We start from the raw sequence: 17,760 nt of genomic DNA, 5'->3' as shown, positions 1-17,760 counted from the left end.
GTTGCGGAATGTTGGCCGGGTAAGCGCAGCGCCACCCGGCAACAAAGACTGCTACATGATTAAAGCCCGAAGTGCCCGGCGTGCGTCAGGCTGAACATCATGCGGGTGCTGATAATCAATGTTCTCTATTGCCCGGCTATAGAGGGCAACCAGCCAGTCGTAAACGTATGCGGTAGCCGCATGGACAGGCTGTTCCCCCAGACGCGTCAGGCGCGGCGCGGCGCAGCTAACCACGGGCGTAACAAAGATTGCCTGCGCCTTACGGATACGGCTTGCCGGACGTTCAGCAACAGGCGTCTGGTCGTAACCCAGCCAGCCAACGAAATTACCTATCACCGCATGCAGCTGTGCGGCGCTGCTCTTGTCGGTTTCGACAATACGCTGAAGCTGCTGAGGCAGGTTAAGACGGTAGCTGGCGACCACCAGAACCTCGGCAATTTGCTGTAACACCACAGGCTCAAGACCCAGGCGTGTGGCCGCTGCCTCATTACGACTCCACTGACGCAAATGGTTCATCCACACTTTATGCGCCAGGCGCGCTTTATCTTTTGTCTGGAACGTGCCGGCACTTTCCTGCGCATTATCGGCAAACAGATCGATGGTATCCGTAAACAGACCGTTGACCTGCTCCTCGCGCGGTTGCTGGACGGCCAGAAGCGTTTCAAAGGCTTTGAGCGGAGGCAGAAGCCCTTCGAGCAACTCACCGTGGCGGGCAGCGCTGCTTTGCAGGGTACGAACCATGTTCTCGGCCTGAGTTCGTCTTGCTGCAGGCTCCTCAACCAGCGGTGCCAGATAGCTGTGCATTAAAGCCGACAGCTCCTGGCGCAGCGCCGTTTTCAGCGTGTTAAGACGTTTCTGTCGCTGGGCAGGTATCGTGGCCTGTGACAGCCACTCGATGACGCGCTGCATGCTGTGGCTGTCCAGCGCCTGCAGCGTGCCCCAGCGCAGGCCTGGTTTACCCAGCAGATGCTGGACTGCTTCATCGAGATTCTGCCGGGTGGTAAAACGCGCGTCGTGAGGCGTAATCGCCCACACCAGACCCGGCAGGGCTGATTCCTCCGCAGGCTGCGTCTCTTTGACCCAGTTCATCAGTACCTTTGCTTTTTTTGCCGTCTGGTCGTGCTGCGCGGCCGCATTGCAGATCACCAGCACATCTGGCTGCAGCTGCTGGCGATAGTGTTCCAGCAGCCACTGACATTTGGCCTGGCTTAGCGGATCGGCTCTGTTGTCTGCAAATACCGGGATATCAATAATATCGACGTTATCCAGCGCGCTGCTCTCGACAGGCAGTACCAGTTCACGCGTCAGGAATGCCAGTACATCGACGGGGAGGCTAATAGCATTAAGCATCTCGCCGTTGTTCAGGGGATGCAGCAGCGTCTCCTGAGCGTCCGGAAGGGTAAAGGTGCCATGGGTCAGGAAGCCTTCGCCTGGCAGACCAAAGTTATCCACCAGCAGGCTGAGCGGGGCGGCAAGTTCGCTGGCGTGGCTGGTCTGGTGCAGAACATGGGCGAGCTTTAACCACTGCTGGGTCAGTTCCTGTTGCTCACCCCATAAAAGCGACCAGACGCTGGCCCGGGTGGTGAGATCAAGCGATGGCACCAGTTGCGCAAACTGATGCCACAGCACATCATCAATTTGCTGTCTGGCGGCAGGTACCGTGCTCTGCCAGAAGTGGGCAATCGCGCCCACTTCCTGCGCCGTTATGCCCGGTACACCCTGCGGCTGACGCAGGCCGCGCCACTTCTCAAGGCGCGTCTCGATAACGGCCTTATCCACGGCGCGGATCTGCGGGTGTAAGGTGGTGCGGGCAATAAACAGCTGCACCAGCTCGGCCTCGGTGACCAGGCTCAGACGTAGCGGGAAAGCCTCATCGTCCACTGCCGCGCTTTCGGTGGTGAAACGCAGTGCCATGTTGGTCAGGGCATGTCCCGGGTTGATATGTGAGAAGTAGTCAAACGTGCGTTGCCCGGGGGTGACGTTCAGCCGCCCGTTACCCCTGCCGCACAGGGACAGCAACAGATGCGCTTTGGCGCTTTGGGAGTGGCCATACAGACCAATGCTGCTCCGCCGGGTCAGGGCCTGTTCAATGGCCTGCTCCCGCGCCTGCGCCGCATTGATACGGGCCAGCAGGGCGTCGGCATCGTTATCCAGCACCGGGGCGTGCAGGCGCGTCTCGTTAATCCACCCGATTAAGGCCTGCGTGGTGGTCATCGTTGCACTCATTTCAGGTATACACTCCCGCTATCGATCCAGTAGTGGCTACCGCTATGACGGCGATCGGCCAGGGTATTCAGTTTGAAGGTTAAGGCGTCAGGTGGGACAGGGGTTCCATCCTGCAGCCAGGCGTCGCTCAGCTCGAAAGATTCCGGGCCTTCGTGCTTGCTGCCTCCGCAGAGCTTAAGCCGCACGTTCAGCACGCCGTCGCCAGCAATCGCTTTGGCCAGTTCCGCCGAGTTGATACTCAGGGTATACAGCGGCGTCGCCGGCCAGCGTGCGTTCGCCAGCTGGCGGAAGCCAAGCGTGACGTTCCCACGCAGCGGGAAATGCAAGCGGGCGTCGAGTTTTGCGCCAGGTTTATCCAGGTCGATATCCTGATACCAGACGTTCTCCTCACGCAGCGTGTTAACGGTGTTATCCAGCACGCCCAGATAGCGCACGGTGGAGTAGGCGCCAATATCGGCCGCCTTAAAGTTAAAGCGCGGCAGACGCAAATCGAGCGCCAGGCTGCAGAGCATGGCCCCCACGGCGGCGGTCGATTTCGGGTTGCCGATGCGACCCTGCTGGCTGAACGGATACCACTCATGAACCTGGTATTTATCCAGCCATACGATGCGATTGACCGGCACGGGCTGGAGATGGCGGATCAGCGCCTGCACGCCCGGCAGGCACCCCGGACGACCAGTGATCAGCAAAATATCACAGCTGTAATGAGAGATCGCTTCGCACACCGCATGGAGCGGAGAGGCCAGCGTGAATTGACCTGCCAGCATCGCATCCTGCATTTCGCGGAAATTCACATGCAGCGGCACGGCAAACAGGTCGAAGGCTTCAGAGCCAGCAGGCAGAGCGTGGTCGACTGCCTGCTGCAGGTAGTTCATCACGTTGCGGGTCGGCTTCTGCTGCAGCAGATCGCCAAAGGTGGCATGCAAACCGGCCAGCGGATCGTCAATGTCGCTGGATTCCCACGCGGCAAGGATCGCATGACCGATCGGCATAAAGAGCTGAAGTGCGGTCTGCTGGCGCAATACCGCCTGGGTATCAATACGCCCGGAGTCACCGAACAACGACGCCATCAGCAGAGACGCGTCCGCAATGCCGGACTTCTGCAACTGCGTTTGCAGGGCTGGCAACACATAGCGCTGGATAACGTCCAGCAGCGTGTCGTCGCCGGCCACTTTAAACCCTTCGCGGAAGAGAAGCTGTGGCGTGATTTTGACGTTATTCCCGGAGCCGTCATCCAGCTGATAGTGGGTGATCGCCATATCTGTGGTGCCGCCGCCAATGTCGATAGAAGCGACGCGCAGCGCGCGACCCGGCTGGACACCAGGTTCGGGTTCACGATCCGGGCGGGCGAGGGAGGCGAAGAAGGCTTCCGTCTGACCACCAAAACGGGAGATCGCTTCGTTGTAAAGCCAGACCAGTTGCCCGCAGCTCGCTTCATCCCACTCCATCTGGATCTCAGGCACCGGCACCACGCTTTTATCCTGCTGCTTGCGGGTGGCAAAGTCTTCATCCTGCGGATGCCATCCCATCGCTTTCCAGACGATGGCAATCGCTTCAAACATGCGGCGACGGAAGATCTCGCGCTCCTGCTTCGGCATCGCCGAGGGCAGTGTGAGGATCAGCGTGCGCAGCTGGCGCGGAGACGCCGGGAAGCCCAGACGCAAGCGCGTGGCGACGCTGTTGATCTGGCCCAGCGCCTGTGCCAGCAGCTCGCACAGCATATGGGTCATCAGGGTGCTGCGGCTGTACTGCGGGGAGAAAACCGGCAGACGCTCGTCCTGGGGCAGCGTAAACAGCGGTTCGCCGTCATCATTCATCAGGTTCATCAGCGGGAACGCGGTCGCCAGCGGCTCGCGTTGGGTTTTGCTGTTCATCTGGCTGAAACGCCAGTCCTGCACCACCGGCGTCTCATCCCACAGGTAGCGACGCGGGCTGGAGATACCGCTGTTACCTTCAGTCCCCAGACGCTGCATGGCCAGCTTACGTGCTTCATCGCCAACCCGGACAATAGAAGGCCAGACGAAGGCATCCTCGCGACCGCTTTCAACCGAGAAGTGCTGTTTGCCAAAGCGTGCTTCCGAGAACTCCAGGCGGCTGGTAAACAGGGGCTCATTGAGGAACTGCGGCTCGCTTAAAGAGCGCACCTGTAACTCGGCCGTCTGGCGCAGACCGTCGTTGGCGTCGCCGTGATCTTCAATAATCACGCCGCAGGTATGGGTGTTGCCCACGTCGAGGATCAAATCGACCGGAATGGCAGGCGTGCTGAGCGTATGGGTGACAAATTTGACTTCCGGCACGGTGAGCTGTTCACCAAGCATGGTCAGCACATTCAGCCAGTGTGCCTGATACTCAAAGCTGCGCATGGCCTGCTGCAGATCGCGTTCTGAACGGTGTTCAACGTCCGAGGCGTACTGCGTGAACGCTTCGCGCAGCCAGCCGTCTATCCACGTCTGGTCGAGAAAATTTTCTACTTCGGCATCGCGCCAGGCCAGCGCGAAGCGGGTCCCGTTAAGAATATCGTTTTCCACTGGCGACAGCGCGGAGGTGGCATGCTCCGCAATCTGGCTGTCGAGGGCGAGGGTGACGCGATGGGTGTTGCCTGCGGTGTCCGGCGTCTCCAGCTTGCGGACCTGAACGCGCGCCCAGTTGTCCGGGCCGTCAACAAAGGTTCGCGGCGGGTTGAAGCGCAGGAACGGAACGGGGAGCCAGACGCCATCCAGCACGGCCAGGGACTGATGCAGCGCGATGGTTGTCTCAGGCTTGACCACCTCAGGTTGGCCGCCGTCCGTGCCGGGCAGGGTGTAACGCCCGTTAACCAGGTCGAAATCAAGGCGCAAAAGCGGGCCGTTCGCGGTTTTACGCACGAAACGCCCGTTGCTGGCGGTGTCCTGCGGGGTCAGACCGAAATCGAGGAACTGTACACCGCTGTTGGCAATAAGCGTAACGCTCTGTTTATAGTCGCAAAGATTTACCAGCATAGGATCAGGCACCTGCTTTCTTAAACGTCAGTGGAACGACGGTTTTTGCATCATAACGGGCATTGCATTCGGCGACGTCGCTGGTGCCTGCTTTACAGGAAACTTCCGGCATCGGGTAGCGGGAACCGTCTGTGCAGCGTGCATTGCCGCGACTCTTAATCATCAGCTCGCCATTGCTGTGCAGGCCGGAGAAAACCTCTACGCGGCACACAACATTATCGCCATGCACAACACGGGCGAAGCCTTTGTTGTTCTGGATCTGATAGCGCAGTGACGGCGGTTTGCCGGTCACCGGATCTTTTACGTCAAGAATGGCGCGCCAGGTGCCGTTCAGGAAACGCGTCGAGCCCGCTTTGACCTGACCGGCCTCCATGACCATGGCATCTTTCGGGATCGCGGCAATCACCACCGGGGCAGACACCGGAGCGGGATCGGGTTCCTTCGCTTTACTCTCTACCACCTCAGCCTGATGCAGCGGCAGGTTCATCGCCAGTGGTTCAACCGCTTTAATCGGTTTTGGGGCAATCGCCACGGGTTGCGGTGCCGGGGCGGCGGCTGGCACGGGCTCTGCCGAAGGGGCCTGTTTTGGCCACAGCAGCGGGGCGGCAATGGCGGCAACGATCACAGCGGCAACCGGCAGCGACCATAAGGGCACGCGACGCTTTTTCACGACGGGCGGAGGAGCAGGCTCTTCAACAGGCGGCGCAACGGCGGGGGCGGGCTCGGGCTCATACAGCGCTTCCGGCGTAATGCGCACAACCGTGGCCGGGGCGATCAAAGGTTCGTCAGCGTGTTCAAAGGTGACGGCCGGGGTCGGTTCTGGTTCCGGTTCAGGATCTTCAATCACCACCGGCGCGGGCTCAGGGATCAGCGATTCGCGCAGGCAGTCGAGTACGTCATCGCGTGCATTTTCGTTCAGGTTTACAAATCCCCAGAACGCAATGACCGGTTTACCGTCGACCAGATAAAGGAAATTTTCGCTCGGGAACTGGAAGGCTTTCGACAGCAAGGAGCCAAAAAGCTGTTGTGCGGTTTTAGGCGACTGGAGGCATTTCTTACTCAGCGATTCAACGCTGGCAAGGGTATTTTCCAGATAGCGTAGGGCGCGAAAACGGTCATCTTCATTGGCCGTTTTCCAGCTGGTGACGCTACCTTCCACCGGGGAGTACCAGTCCACGCGGTCACCGCCGTCGTTGACCTGCGGAATGGCCAGACAGTCGACAATGGCCTGCTGTTTGCGCAACCGGAGTGCTTCACGTATTTGCAACGCTGATTCAAAAACGGCTTGTCCGCCGCCGCCAACGGCCTGAAAATCATCCAGATTACCGCTGCGTAAAAGAGTTTTTGCCACGATTTGATCCCATATACTTCTTCACACCGTTACTTTAACGAAACCGGAAAGCAAACAAACGGAGGAAGAGACGCTAAAAGCGCCGATTTCTTGCGGCATAGATCGTGACGGTTGTGCTTGACGGATAATGGAACTTAAGACAAATCACCTTTTTCGGCACTGGCTGTAAAACCAGCGAAAAACGCGGCTTTAGAATAACCTGATAGTGTTTCGTTATTTGCCAGCTTATAGCGGCTGTGCTGTTATTACTGTCCTATATAATAAAACTGTCAGGGTTATAACCATGTCTACAGGGAAAACACTGCTCGCCCTTGCGCTGAGCGCTATTTTACCAGCCGGTGCCGCATGGGCGGCAAACAACGACACCCTTATTTACTGTTCTGAAGCGTCCCCCGAGTCGTTCAACCCGCAAATTGCCAGCTCAGGCCCGTCATTCGTCGCCAGCTCTCAGGTACTCTATAACCGCCTGATCAATTTCGACCCGGTGAAAAACACCCCGGTTCCGTCTCTGGCGGAATCCTGGACGATTTCACCGGACGGCAAGACCTATACCTTTACGCTGCGTAAAGGGGTGAAGTTCAACAGCAACAAATACTTCAAACCGACGCGCGACTTTAATGCCGATGACGTTATTTTCTCGGTCATGCGTCAGAAAGACCCTAAACATCCGTATCACAATGTGTCGCAGGGCAATTACGAATACTTTAACGACGTCGGCCTCGATAAGCTGATCCAGGACGTTAAAAAGGTCGATGATTATCATGTTCAGTTCACCCTCAGTGAACCGAACGCCGCTTTCCTGGCCGACTGGGGCATGGATTTTGCCTCCATTTTGTCTGCCGAATATGCGGATGCGATGCTGAAAAAAGGCACGCCTGAGAACGTCGATACCTGGCCAATTGGAACCGGCCCCTATGTACTCCAGCAGTACAAAGTGGATTCTCTGATCCGCTATGTGGCTAACCCGAACTACTGGGAAGGCCCGGTCCCGACCAAACACCTGATCTTCTCCATTACGCCAAACGTGGAGACTCGTCTGGCGAAACTGCAAACCAATGAGTGCCAGATCATTCCTGCGCCATCTCCGGTGCAGTTTGACGTCATTAAGAACAACAAAGACCTGACGCTGCACTCCGTCGATGCGCTGAACGTGGGGTATCTGGCGTTCAATACCGAGAAAAAACCGTTTGATAACGTGCTGGTGCGCCAGGCGCTGAACTACGCCACCGACAAAAAGGCCATCGTTAACGCCGTCTTTATGGGCTCCGGTACGGTCGCGAAATCCCCAATTCCGCCAAATATGATGGGCTTTAATAAAGATCTGAAGGATTACAGCTACGACCCGGAAAAAGCGAAAGCCCTGCTGAAACAGGCCGGACTGGAGAAGGGGGCGGAGGTCACGCTGTGGTCAATGCCGGTACAGCGTCCGTACAACCCGAACTCCCGCCGTATTGCCGAGATGATCCAGAGCGACTGGGCGAAAGTGGGCGTGAAGGCCAAAATCGTCTCTTACGAGTGGGGAGAGTATCTTTCCGGAATGCGTAAAGGCGAGCACGACTCCGCGCTGTTCGGCTGGATGTCGGATAACGGCGACCCGGATAACTTTGCCGATGTCCTGCTGGGCTGCAATAGCATCAAAACCGGCTCCAACGCTGCGCGCTGGTGTAATAAGGATTATGATGCCCTGGTGCAGAAAGCCAAACTGACCAGCAACCCGGACGATCGTGCGAAGCTATATAGCCAGGCGCAGGAGATTTTCTATCAGCAGGCGCCGTGGATTGCGCTGGCAAACGGCAAAACGTTCTATGCAACCCGCAGCAACGTCACGAGTTACAGCGTGAGCCTGATGGGCAGTGATTTCTCAAAAGCGAAGCTGAACTAAGCATTTTATCGCCGGGTGGCGGCTACGCCTTACCCGGCCTACTCATGCCCCGTAGGCCCGGTAAGCGCAGCGCCACCGGGCCAATGAAAAGGAGTGACAATGTCACATTTAAACGAAGTTATCGCCCGTGTGGATGCCGCGATTGACGAAAGCGTCATTGCACATATGAACGAACTGCTGATTGAACTGAGCGATGATGCTGAGCTGAGCCGCGAAGAACGCTATACCCAGCAGCAGCGCCTGCGTACCGCGATTTCGCACCACGGTAAGCAACATAAAGAAGAGATGGAGGCGCGCCAGGAGCAGCTCACCAAAGGCGGCGTTATTCTGTAATGTTCAAAACTGGCGTCGGGCCACCAGCCACGCGCCCACCACCAGCATTACTGCACCGCACACCGGGCCGATCAGCGCCCGCAGCGGGATGCCATGGCTTTTTAGCACGTCCATTATCAGCCCGCCGATGAGCTGGCTTGCCACCAGCACGGCGATGGTTGTCGCCGCGCCAACATTCTGGTAACCGCTGATGCTGGCAAAAACAAAAAATGAGCCCAGCAACCCGGGGATCAACGTCCACCAGCGCACCGTGGATGCCAGCTCGCTAAACCCCGCGACCCCTTGTTTAAACAGCAGAATGCTGACAAACAACACAATGCCGACCAGCGAGTTCAGCAGCATCGCAATGAGTATGGTGGAAGAGGACTGGGTGATACGCACCATCAGGGTATTTTGCACCACAAGGCCAATGCCCGCCGCCACCAGAAAAGCCAGCGTCAGTGATTGGTTCATTTAATCGCATCCGGATCGCTGCGCTCATCAAGCTGCAGCTGCATAAAGGTTAAGTCCAGCCAGCGGCCAAATTTGGTGCCCACCTGCGGCATCTGACCCGTTGTAACAAAGCCAAGCGTCTGATGAAGATGGATGGAGGCGTGGTTCTGCGCTTCAATCCCCGCCACCATCACATGCTTGCCGATGTCACGGGCTTCAATAATCAACGCCTTCATCAGCATACGGCCAATGCCTTTGCCCTGGTGATCCCGGTGGACGTAAACCGAGTGCTCTACCGTATGACGAAAACCGTCAAAGGCGCGCCAGTCACCGAAGGAGGCGTAGCCGGTGATGATGCCATTCTCTTCGCTTACCAGCACCGGATAACCTGCGAGGGTGCGGGCCTCAAACCATGCGATACGGTTATCAGTATCGACCGTGGTATCGTTCCAGATCGCGGCGGTGTGCAGCACCGCGTGGTTGTAAATTTCACCAATAGCGGCGCAGTCTTCTTTGCAGGCATGACGAACGATCATGATGGAACCCCTGAATGTGTTGTTTACTATGTTATTACGTTATTGCTACGATATTACACAACAACCCGGACAGATGGCTACGGTATAAGCCCGATTTTTTTGTTATTAAAACCTCATTGAAATACCGTTCATACACTATAGTATGACGTCATGAACACCATAACAGACACGATGAATCAACGGATTAGCGCAAGAATTCGCCTTGAACGCGAATCACGCGGATGGTCGCTGAGCGAACTCGCCGATCGGGCAGGCGTCTCGCGCGCCATGATCCACAAAATTGAGCGCGGCGACAGCAGCCCGACGGCAACACTGCTTGCGCGCTTATCCGGCGCGTTCGGTATCAGCATGTCAACGCTGATAGCAAGAGCGGAGATGCAGGAGGGTAAACTGCTGCGCCTTGTTAACCAGCCCGTCTGGCGCGATCCGCAAACCCATTACCTGCGCCGCCACGTTTCACCGCGCACCGATCTGCCCATCGATCTTGTCCAGGTTGAACTGCCCGCCGGAAGCGATGTGCCGATGCCCGCATCGTCCTATGCGCTGGCCCGCCAGCTGATCTGGCTGCAGTCCGGGGAGCTGGTCTTTCAGGAAGGCGACACCCGCCACGAAATGCAGGCCGGGGATTGTCTGGAGCTCGGGCCGCCCAATGACTGTCGGTTCATTAACGAAACCAATGAACCCTGCGTCTATCTGGTGGTTCGTCTTAACCAGTCTGGCTCGTAATGTTAAGGCGCTCAGGCGGATCATGAGCCAGGATCAATGGACATGTGTACCATAAGGAGTCTCTGATGAATCAATCTGTTTCGCAAAATCGTCGCTGGGTACTGGCTTCGCGTCCACACGGCGCGCCGGTCGCGGATAACTTTCGTCTCGAAGAGCAGCCGGTTCCGGTACCGGCGGCAGGACAAGTTCTGCTGCGTACGATCTGGCTTTCGCTTGACCCGTACATGCGCGGCCGCATGAGCGATGCGCCTTCCTATTCGCCGCCGGTTGAAATTGGTGCGGTGATGGTCGGCGGAACGGTCAGCCGCGTTGAGCAGTCCAGTCATCCGGATTTTAAAGCAGGGGAATGGGTGCTGGGATACAGCGGCTGGCAGGAGTACGACCTCTCTGACGGCAGTGGTCTGGTCAAACTGGGCGAAAATCCCTCCCATCCTTCCTGGGCGCTGGGCGTTCTGGGAATGCCGGGCTTTACTGCCTACATGGGGCTGCTGGATATCGGGCAACCCAAAGCGAGTGAGACCCTGGTGGTTGCCGCGGCAACGGGGCCCGTAGGTGCGACGGTTGGGCAAATTGGTAAAATCAAAGGCTGCCGGGTCATCGGTGTGGCCGGAGGCGCAGAGAAATGCCGCCATGCCGTTGAGGTGCTGGGCTTTGACCAGTGTCTGGATCATCATGCCGATGATTTTGCCACGCAGCTTCAGAACGCCTGCCCGAACGGTATTGATATCTATTATGAAAACGTTGGCGGTAAGGTCTTTGACGCCGTGCTCCCGCTGCTCAATACCTCCGCGCGGGTGCCGGTATGTGGTCTGGTGAGCGGCTACAATGCCACCGGTCTGCCTGAGGGGCCGGATCGTTTGCCGCTGTTAATGGGCACCATCCTGAAAAAACGCATTCGTATGCAGGGTTTTATCATCGGCCAGGATTACGGACACCGCATCAAAGAGTTCCAGGAAGAGATGGGGCGCTGGGTGCAGGAGGGTAAAATCCACTATCGTGAACAGGTGACCGACGGGCTGGAAAACGCACCGGATGCGCTGATTGGCCTTCTTGAAGGCAAAAACTTTGGCAAAGTCGTGATTCGCGTCGCGGCAGACAATAAATAAACAAGATTATGGCGGGGTAACCCGCCATATTTATTTGTGAAGATACGATATATTGTCTTTAATTAAACCTACACAGCTTTCGTGCCTTCCTTGCGGATGAGCCAAAGAGCGATAAAAAACCCGTGTTTGTACTTTTTGATGTTTATACGCATTTCCCACCACCAGGCATGACGATACAGGATATATCGGACCAACGTCGTTTATTTAAACTGACGTTAATAAATAGCATTAAGTTTTAGCTACAGGAATTGAACATGCTTGATTTGGATCATTTAGAGAAAGCGCAAAGAATCAGTCTTACCATGCAAGTTGAAATCAGTTTGAAAGGGGCATTAATTACAGGCTCGTTGAAACCTGGCGCTCGACTGATTACCAAAGAGATTGCCGATAAATTAGGAACCAGTATCACACCGGTTCGTGAGGCACTTTTGCGTCTGGTCTCCTCAGGGGCGCTGCAGGCCACACCGGCGCAGGCGTTTCTGGTGCCGGAGGTCACGCTGGAACGCTATAACGAGATCACCGCTATCAGGAAACAACTGGAACCAATGGCGGTAGCGGCCGCCTGTCAGCATATGACGCCAGCTAAGCTTGAGACGTTGCGCAAAATGTCGGATGCCTTTCATGAGGCGATGCGCAACGGCAATGTTCAGCAGGCGCTGCACGCGAATCGCGTGTTTCGCTTCACCCTTTATCAGTATGCGGAGATGCCAACGCTCAGCGCATTAATTGAGCAGCTGTGGATACGCATCGGGCCCTGTATTAACTATCTGCATCAGGAGCTCAACGACATCAAAGCGTCGGCGTATCACAACGAGGAGTTACTTGCGGCACTGGAAAGAGGGGATGTTGAAGCCAGCCAGAAAGCGGTGGATAAACTGATTGATGAAGCTAATTCACTTTTACAGCGTCAATATTTTAGCTGAGGAATTATTTAGCAGCCAATCTATATTCCCGTCGTAAAACATTCGCTCCATGAATAAGTCCTGATGGCTTTACGCCATCAGGAACGATATTTAAGATTACGAAAGAGAAAAACAGGCAATAAAATGCCTGTTTTAGTCCTACTCGAAACGATAAGCAACCGACAGGCCAACGCCGTAGTTACGACCCGGAGCCGGTTCGTAATAACGTCCGTTGGATTCGTTGACAATCACCGAGCCGGCATACGTTTTGTCGAACAGGTTATCAACGCGACCAAAGAGATCCAGGCCCCAGTTGCCATAGTTGAACTTATACCCGGTATTCAGACCGACCACCGTGTAGGACGGAGCCTTTGCCGTGTTTTCGTCGTCGGCCATGATATCGCTCATGTAACGCACGTCGGTGCCCGCATACCAGCCTTCCTCAGGCTGCCAGCCAAACGAGGCAAAGCCCATATTGCGGGCAATACCCGGCATCCGGTTGCCGTTACAGTTGTCATCACCGCAGACGTTGGTGCGGTAGGTGGCGTCCAGATATGTCCATGCCATTTTCAGCTTCCAGTTTTCAGCAAACTGCTGATCGAGGGAAACTTCCACCCCCTGACGACGGGTTTTACCGGCGTTTTTGTAGCTGGTACGTCCGCCAGAGCTGGCATCCACCACAATTTCATCGTCGGTGTCGGTGCGGAACAGGGCCGCGGTCAGCAGGCCATTGCCGATGCGGGTTTTGCTACCCACTTCATAGGTATTGTTGGTGGACGGTTTCAGGCCAATGTTCAGGCCGCCCTGGTTATCCGCGCGGTAGGAGAGTTCATTGATGGTGGGGGTTTCAAATCCACGACCTGCCGCAGCGTAAAGGTTCCACGCGTCGGTCACGGCATACTTCACCGCCCCGGCCGGGAGCCACTTGTGATAGCTCGCGTCGCCGCTGTCGTCAGCGTTGCCTGGCGTAACGTAATGATCGTTGGAATCAAACCAGACGGAGCTGTAACGCACCCCGGCATCAACAGAGAGTTTCTGGGTTAACTGCCAGCGGGTTTGCAGGTAGGGATCAACGTTCCACATCAGGTTACGTTCGTTGCGGCGCTTGTCGCCTTTTACGCCGTACTCCGGTACGCCGTTGTTCATCACGAAGTTCTCATACCCGCGACGATCTTCGCTCATGTTTTCGTAGTTCAGGCCGGTGGTAAAGGTCACCGGCACCAGCAGTTCGCCGCGGTGTGTCCAGCGTGTATCGATGCCCTGATAGTGACGCTGCATATCAATCACGCCGCCAGAGTGGGAGGGGCGCAGCTGTGGCTGATAAGGGATCGACTGGTACTGGGTCATTTCACGCTCGCCGGCGTACATCATGACGCTGAGATCGTCCTGCGCGCTGAGCTGGCGGTCATAGCGCAGCCCGGCCTGGGTCTGCTTGATGGTTTTGCGCGTGTTGTACTGATCGCCACGTGGAGACTGGCGCGGGTTATCCTGCCACTCCTGGTAATTCAGTCCACCCGGATCGTTGGCTTTCATGTCCACGCTGTTAAAGATCAGCGTCAACTTGCTGGCATCGTCAATCCGCACGCCCAGTTTGGCATTGGCGAGATTCTTCCGCGCACCGCTGTGATCGCGGTAGCCTTTGGTGGTGAAGCGGGTGGTGGATACGGTGTAATCCACATCGCCCGCGTGTGTGCCGTCGCCCATCGCGCCGGTGGCTTTCATCCCGTAGCGCCAGGTACCGTAACTGCCGTAATAGCTGCTGGCCTCAATGGTCGGCGGCTGTTGACCGGTCTGGGTGTTGATGTTGATCACGCCGCCGGAGGCGTTGCCATACAGGGCAGAGAAGGGGCCGCGCAGCACTTCCACGCTCTCAACGCTGGAGAGATCGATGTTAGAGGTCTGGCCCTGGCCGTCTGGCATGGTCGCCGGGATCCCGTCCACGTACATTCGAATACCGCGCACCCCGAAGGTGGAGCGTGCACCAAACCCACGCATCGACAGCTGCAGATCCTGGGCGTAGTTCTGGCGGTTCTGAATTTGCAGGCCCGGGACGCTACCAAGCGATTCCGAGAGGTTAATGCGTGGCGCGGCGTGACGCATATCATCGCCGTTCACGACGCTGACCGCCGCCGGGGTATCAAGCTCCGATACCGTTTGTGGGGTGGCGCTGACAATCAGGGTCTGTTCATCCGCGCCCATTGCGGTGAGGGGCGAAAAGATAACAGGAGCCAGCAGCAGTGGAAGCGTAGCCCTATGGGCAGAAATGATTTTCATGAAATAAACCGGTTAAGGATAAGAAACGTACCAAATGGAACATGTGCATATATGTTAAAACTTTTGTAAATGCTTTGAAAACTATAACCGCACATTGCGTTAAGGAAAGGCGAAGCGGAAAAGAAAAACTCCACATTTTGCCGATTAATGATTACTATTCTCATTAACAAAACGGCAATGCCATGACGTTGCCGACCGGAAGTGATGTCAGCAGTACACCCCCTCTAGTGAAAAAGGAATTGTTATGTCTTTACGTCATCTGTGCTCGCCGCGTCTGCGTCGTTCTCTGTTGTGTAGCGCTTTACTGCTTGCCGGTACCTTCCAGGTGCATGCTGGCGAAGAGATGTTGCGCAAAGCGGTAGGCAAAGGCGCGTATGAAATGGCCGTGAGCCAGCAGGAGAATGCGCTGTGGGTTGCGACATCACAAAGCCGTAAAATGGATAAAGGCGGAATTGTGTATCGCCTCGATCCGGTCACACTGGACGTGACGCAGGTTATTCATAACGATCTTAAACCGTTTGGCGCCACCCTGGATTCGGCCTCCCAGACGCTGTGGTTGGGCAACACCATCAACGGTGCCGTGACCGCCATTGATGCCAAAACGGGCGAGGTGAAAGGGCGCCTGGTTCTGGACGACCGCAAACGCAGTGACACGGTCAAACCGCTGCAGCCACGCCAGCTGGTGGCGGATGATGCCACCCACACCGTGTACATCACCGGGGTCGGTAAAGAGAGCGTGATCTGGGTGGTGGATGGCACAACGCTGAAGCTGAAGGATACCATCGCCAATACCGGTACTTACGGCACCGGTCTGGCGCTGGATGCGCAGGCGAAACGACTCTATACCACCAACGCCGATGGTGAACTGGTGACAATTGATACCGCCAGCAACAAAATCATCAGCCGCAAAAAGGTGCAGGATGATGGTAAAGAGCACTTCTATCTGAACCTGAGTCTGGATACGGCCGGGCAGCGTGCCTTCCTGACCGATTCAAAACAGCCGGAAGTGCTGGTGGTGAGCCTGAAGGATGGCAGCGTGATTGAGAAGATCGCGACGCCAGAGTCGCTGGCGGTGCTCTTTAACCCGACGCGCAACGAAGCGTACGTGACGCATCGTGAAGCCGGAAAGGTGAGCGTGATTGATACCAAAACCTACAAAGTGACGAAAACCTTCGACACGCCGGTCTATCCAAACAGCCTGGCGCTCTCTGCCGATGGCAAAACGCTGTACGTGACGGTGAAACAGAAATCCACCCGTCAGCAGGAAGCGACCCAGCCTGACGATGTGGTACGTATCGCGCTCTAATGCGGGCATTGCCCGGAGGCGCTGCGCTTACCGGGCCTACAAAACCCTGAAATGTAGGCCGGGTAAGGCGAAGCCGCCACCCGGCTTTTTTTATTAACGCGAGGTCTCTTCCACCAGCGGGCCGTCGTGTTTTTCATCGTCATGATGAACCGGCGCGGTGCTGTGGATTTCATGCACGCGCTTACGCACGCCAAACCAGCCGGCAATCAGCAGAACGGCCAGCAGCGGAATGGTGGCGATGGTATAGGTGCCGTTCGGGTAGTCGAACGCCATCAGTACCAGCACGCTGAACAGGAACAGCAGGGTGAGCCATGAGGTCACCGGAGCACCTGGCATCTTGAAGCTCACGTCAGCCGCTTTGCCCTCTTTAATGGCTTTGCGCAGACGCATCTGGCAGACCACGATAAAGGCCCAGGAGGCGATAATCCCCAGCGCGGCCACGTTCAGCACGATCTCGAACACGCGGGACGGTACCAGGTAGTTCAGGAACACGCCAAACACGTAGACCACCAGCGTCGCCAGGATACCGGCATATGGCACCTGCTGCTTGCTCATCTTCGACATAAACTTCGGCGCAGAGCCGCCCATCGACATGGAGCGCAGAATACGGCCGGTAGAATAGAGGCCAGAGTTCAGGCTGGAGAGCGCCGCGGTCAGCACTACGATGTTCATGATACTGCCCACGTATGGCACGCCGAGCTTAGAAAAGAAGGTCACAAACGGGCTCTGACCCGCCTGGTAGGCGTTCCATGGCAGCAGCAGAACCAGCAGCACCACAGAACCCACATAGAACAGACCGATACGCCAGATCACGCTGTTAATGGCTTTTGGCACCATGGTCTGCGGGTCTTTACATTCGCCCGCCGCCGTACCCACCAGTTCGATAGAGGCAAAGGCGAACACCACGCCTTGCACCAGAACCAGCGCCGGCAGCAGACCGTGCGGGAAGAAGCCGCCGTTATCGGTTATCAGATGGAAGCCGGTTGCATTGCCGTCCAGCGGCTTACCGCTGCCAAGGAAGACGGTACCCACGACCAGGAAAATCACAATCGCCAGCACTTTTACCAGTGCAAACCAGAACTCCATCTCGGCGAACCACTTCACGCCGATCATGTTCATGGTGCCGACAATCGCCAGGGCGCCAAGCGCAAAGACCCACTGCGGGATATCGCCAAACGCGCCCCAGTAGTGCATATACAGCGCAACGGCAGTGATATCGACGATACCGGTCATCGCCCAGTTAACGAAGTACATCCAGCCAGCGACGTAGGCGGCTTTTTCACCGAGAAATTCGCGGGCGTAAGAGACAAAGCTGCCGCTGGAAGGGCGATGCAGTACCAGTTCGCCCAGCGCGCGAAGAATGAAGAAGGAGAAGATCCCGCACACCAGATAGACGAGGGCGAGAGCCGGGCCAGCCATCTGCAGACGTGCACCAGCACCTAAAAACAGACCTGTACCGATAGCGCCGCCGATGGCGATCATTTGAACCTGACGGTTGCCCATCGCTTTGTGGTAGCCCTCTTCATGGGAGTTTAACCAGCGACGTTTAGCAGCATGATGATCGGCTGCGCTTTTATTGCTTGTTTTCATTGAGTTACCTGTTTGCCTGTCTGAACCATTATCGTGATAGTCCTGCCTGGCAGAGAGCATACAAACGATTGCTTCTGCGCAAACACATGTCGCCTTCCCAGTCATTCTGCGTATGGAT

Annotated in this window: 13 protein-coding genes; 6 read left to right on the top strand and 7 right to left on the bottom strand. The window is 56.5% G+C overall.

The genetic code is table 11. The features are described from left to right. Positions 1-51: 51 nt before the first annotated feature. Genes M8370_RS12960 through M8370_RS12950 form a run of 3 tightly spaced genes read right to left on the bottom strand, consistent with a single transcriptional unit; the run spans position 52 to position 6,555 of the window. Positions 52-2,226 (bottom strand): virulence factor SrfC family protein, encoded by a 2,175-nt coding sequence (locus M8370_RS12960; protein ID WP_250021146.1) that lies wholly within the window; start codon positions 2,224-2,226, stop codon positions 52-54. Beyond that, positions 2,223-5,204 carry a virulence factor SrfB gene (locus M8370_RS12955; protein ID WP_040023768.1) on the bottom strand — a complete coding sequence of 994 codons (2,982 nt, stop codon included), beginning with the start codon at positions 5,202-5,204 and terminating at the stop codon, positions 2,223-2,225. The genes M8370_RS12960 and M8370_RS12955 overlap by 4 nt, the downstream gene beginning before the upstream one ends. Before the next feature lie 4 nt (positions 5,205-5,208). Continuing rightward, positions 5,209-6,555, bottom strand: a complete 1,347-nt coding sequence (locus M8370_RS12950) for an SrfA family protein (RefSeq protein ID WP_250021145.1) — start codon at positions 6,553-6,555, stop codon at positions 5,209-5,211. A gap of 283 nt (positions 6,556-6,838) precedes the next feature. Between M8370_RS12950 and M8370_RS12945 the strand changes: the two genes are divergently transcribed. Further along, positions 6,839-8,437 carry an ABC transporter substrate-binding protein gene (locus tag M8370_RS12945; protein WP_250021144.1) on the top strand — a complete coding sequence of 533 codons (1,599 nt, stop codon included), beginning with the start codon at positions 6,839-6,841 and terminating at the stop codon, positions 8,435-8,437. A gap of 99 nt (positions 8,438-8,536) precedes the next feature. Next, positions 8,537-8,770 carry a YdcY family protein gene (locus M8370_RS12940; RefSeq protein WP_013096483.1) on the top strand — a complete coding sequence of 78 codons (234 nt, stop codon included), beginning with the start codon at positions 8,537-8,539 and terminating at the stop codon, positions 8,768-8,770. A gap of 3 nt (positions 8,771-8,773) precedes the next feature. Here M8370_RS12940 and M8370_RS12935 read toward each other — a convergent pair whose 3' ends face one another. Beyond that, positions 8,774-9,223, bottom strand: coding sequence for a DMT family transporter (locus M8370_RS12935; protein WP_023621252.1), 450 nt, complete (start codon positions 9,221-9,223; stop codon positions 8,774-8,776). After that, positions 9,220-9,738: a GNAT family N-acetyltransferase gene (locus tag M8370_RS12930; protein ID WP_250021143.1), complete on the bottom strand. Its 519-nt coding sequence runs from the start codon at positions 9,736-9,738 to the stop codon at positions 9,220-9,222. Before M8370_RS12930 ends, M8370_RS12935 begins: the two co-directional genes overlap by 4 nt. Before the next feature lie 150 nt (positions 9,739-9,888). Here M8370_RS12930 and M8370_RS12925 point away from each other — a divergent pair, with 150 nt between their 5' ends. From M8370_RS12925 to M8370_RS12915, 3 genes are all read left to right on the top strand, one after another. Continuing rightward, complete coding sequence (locus M8370_RS12925; protein WP_062856306.1) at positions 9,889-10,464, top strand: helix-turn-helix domain-containing protein; 576 nt, start codon at positions 9,889-9,891, stop codon at positions 10,462-10,464. A gap of 65 nt (positions 10,465-10,529) precedes the next feature. Then, positions 10,530-11,570, top strand: coding sequence for an NADPH-dependent curcumin/dihydrocurcumin reductase (gene curA, locus M8370_RS12920; RefSeq protein WP_250021142.1), 1,041 nt, complete (start codon positions 10,530-10,532; stop codon positions 11,568-11,570). A gap of 254 nt (positions 11,571-11,824) precedes the next feature. Then, complete coding sequence (locus tag M8370_RS12915) at positions 11,825-12,493, top strand: GntR family transcriptional regulator (RefSeq protein WP_013096488.1); 669 nt, start codon at positions 11,825-11,827, stop codon at positions 12,491-12,493. 138 nt (positions 12,494-12,631) lie between these two features. Here the strand turns inward: M8370_RS12915 and pqqU are convergent, their stop codons facing one another. Further along, positions 12,632-14,746: a TonB-dependent receptor PqqU gene (gene pqqU, locus M8370_RS12910; protein ID WP_095427460.1), complete on the bottom strand. Its 2,115-nt coding sequence runs from the start codon at positions 14,744-14,746 to the stop codon at positions 12,632-12,634. A 244-nt stretch (positions 14,747-14,990) separates the two neighbouring features. On the opposite strand from pqqU, the gene yncE reads away from it, so the two are divergent. Next, complete coding sequence (gene yncE / locus M8370_RS12905; protein ID WP_020689165.1) at positions 14,991-16,052, top strand: 7-bladed beta-propeller protein YncE; 1,062 nt, start codon at positions 14,991-14,993, stop codon at positions 16,050-16,052. Between the two features lie 93 nt (positions 16,053-16,145). On the opposite strand, the gene ansP is transcribed toward yncE, so the two are convergent. After that, positions 16,146-17,642 (bottom strand): L-asparagine permease, encoded by a 1,497-nt coding sequence (gene ansP / locus M8370_RS12900; protein WP_020684770.1) that lies wholly within the window; start codon positions 17,640-17,642, stop codon positions 16,146-16,148. Positions 17,643-17,760: the final 118 nt, after the last annotated feature.

Source organism: Enterobacter cloacae complex sp. OE43NF (assembly GCF_023544405.1).
In the GTDB taxonomy this organism is placed as follows: domain Bacteria; phylum Pseudomonadota; class Gammaproteobacteria; order Enterobacterales; family Enterobacteriaceae; genus Enterobacter; species Enterobacter cloacae.
The sequence above is the reverse complement of the archived record's forward strand: the minus strand, read 5'-3'. Positions and strand labels throughout refer to the sequence as shown.